Origin of the sequence: uncultured Brachyspira sp., from assembly GCF_944390595.1 — a bacterium.
In the GTDB taxonomy this organism is placed as follows: Bacteria; Spirochaetota; Brachyspiria; order Brachyspirales; family Brachyspiraceae; genus Brachyspira.
On record NZ_CALXRN010000042.1, the window covers coordinates 1 to 2562 of the forward strand.

Sequence of the window (2562 nt, forward strand, 5' to 3'; positions counted from 1 at the left end):
TTAATATCCTCACGAGCCTCTTCAAAATAATTATCATAATCAAATGAAGAATTAAATATTTCTATCTTTGCTTCTGCTCTAAACAAATAAAATAAATGTGTATGACTTGTGTTATTATCAATTTCAAGAGTACTATTAATCACTTTTTCATAAATCTCAAATGCATTTCTAAAATTATTCTCTTTTTTATATTCTCTAGCAAGTATTAATCTATTATTAAGTTTTATATTTTCATCATTGCTTAAAGCATTTAATTCATTTTTGCACAGAGCACTATAAGCTAATGATTTCTTATAATTTTTATCATTTTCATCTTTTATATTATCAAAATCCTCTATAGCCTTTTCATATTCCTTTAATTTATATCTTAATTTTCCTCTATTGTAATAAACTTCTGAAAGTCCTTCATTATTTGATTTTATATTCTCATTAAATATTTTATCAACATCTTCACCCAAATGATAATAGCACCAAGCAATATAATGATCAGGCTTTATTCTGTTTAATTCATGCTTATCATCATTCATTTGATAAAGTTCTTTTGACTTTTTGAAATATTCTATAGCTTCATTGTATTTATTTTTAGATAAATAAACCTTTCCTTTATTGTAATAGGCATCGGCATAATTTTTATTAATCTCTATTGCTTTATCAAAATCAATCAATGCATCATCATAAAAGCCTAAATTATATTTTGCAAAACCTCTTAAATTATAAGCCTCATAATAATTGCAATCCAAATTTAAAGCCTCATCATAATTTTCAATTTTTTCAAAGTAATTAGAAATATTATCCGCCGTCTTTATATAAATTAAAACATTATCATATTTTGGAAATGATAATTGAGGATTCGATAAGTTTTTTATAATATCATCTTCTTCACCCAAAACTTTATAATACTTAATAGATTTTTTTGCCTCATAATTAGAAAGCTCATAAGCCATTTTTAAGTCTTCTATTATTTCATTTTCTAATTTATTTTTATATTCTTCATCGCATTCTTTTGTATTATCAATTAACTTTAAAAACTCTCTTTTTATTTTCTGCCTGTTAAAAAATCCCTGAACATAATATTTATTTAATTCAATAGCCTTATCCAAATACTCTATAGCCTTTTTATAATTATCGATTGACTTTTCTTTTTCTAATAAATATAAAGCCAAAGCATTATAAGCCTTATAATAATTAGGGTTTATATTAATTGCCTTTTCTAAATATTTAATTGAATCATCTGTTTTATTTATAATAGCCAAATTATAATATGATATATAATCGTCAAACTCTATAGCCTTTTTTAAATATGCTTCATCTTTATATTCATAGCCTAAATATTTATACATCTTTGGAAAATTATTCTTAAGTTTATTTAAAATAATTTCTTTTTCTCTTTCATCTATTTTATATTGAGGAAGCGAAATATCTTTAAATATATATCTGAAATAGCAGGCATATTTATTTTTGCTTTTTAATTCTAAAGCCTTTTTTAAATTCTTGATTATTTTATCATTAAAGGAATTTATATCTTTTATTATATTATATTCATAATGAAATAATTTAATATTTAAAATTGCTATTTTTTCATATACTTTATATTTATTAGGATACATTTTTAATAAAGCATTATAATCTTCCAATGCCTCTTTATAATGCTTTAATTTTTCTCTGCTTAATGCTCTGTAATAATATGCTTTTGCTGAATTATTATTGCCGTTTTTTAAATATTTACTTATAAGTTTTATAGAAAAATTATACAATTTATTTTGATACGCCTCTGCTGCCAAATCAATTAAACTCATATAATAATCCTTATAAATACTTATATTTTTTAGATTATATTATGAATTATTTTTTTAATCAAACAGTATAATTTAATCTTCAATATCAATATAAGAATAAGTTCCGCCAAGATCAACAGAAGAAATCCTAAAACCAAATGGATTATTTTCATCATGTTCTTCAAATATATCCGTTCTTTCTATATACAATTTTTTTAAATCTATTTTGTTTACCTTAAAATAATCAATATAATATTTCTTCTGATATATATAATTCATGTAATTTAAAAAATAAACATCAATAAAATCATCCTCATTTTCAATAACATTATTAGTAGGAATGGATTTTATATAATTCATTTTTTTAATTCCGTCTTCTTTGGCTTTTTTATATATTATTTTATAATTGTTCTCAAAAAATATTCTTCTATCTTCTTTATAATTTTCTTTTATATCTTTATATCCTGTTTCAGAAAAATAATTCCATGCTTCCATACCTCTTTCCAAAAAACTTTTTCTCACCTTTTCTATAATTTTTAAATCATTATCATCAGCTTCAAAAATTTCTGCTTCGCTTCTATAATAGTTTTTATATTCATCATTATAATACCAGTCATAGTCTAAATAATCATATTCATAATATTCTTCTTCTGTATGTTAGCCTTCTTTAATATAATTCTTTTTTGCTTGAATATCTTTAGTAAACTCTATAAAATCTATTATATAATTAAATGCTTCATCATATTCTCTATACTTTCTGTTTTCATTATTAATATGAGCTTTTATC

The 2562-nt window shown here is 21.7% G+C and carries 2 protein-coding genes; both read right to left on the reverse strand.

Going from position 1 to position 2562, the window contains the following annotated elements:
- A partial coding sequence (locus tag Q0J90_RS02305; protein ID WP_297276370.1) for a tetratricopeptide repeat protein occupies nucleotides 1-1796 on the reverse strand: 1796 nt, incomplete at its 3' end.
- Nucleotides 1797-1868: 72 nt separating this feature from the next.
- Nucleotides 1869-2270 carry a hypothetical protein gene (locus tag Q0J90_RS02310; RefSeq protein WP_297276371.1) on the reverse strand — a complete coding sequence of 134 codons (402 nt, stop codon included), beginning with the start codon at nucleotides 2268-2270 and terminating at the stop codon, nucleotides 1869-1871.
- Between the last annotated feature and the right edge of the window lie 292 nt (nucleotides 2271-2562).

Bases quoted from the DNA above. Each gene is read 5' to 3' on its own strand.
- Q0J90_RS02310 (WP_297276371.1), bottom strand. From the start codon at position 2,270: ATGGAAGCATGGAATTATTTTTCTGAAACAGGATATAAAGATATAAAA.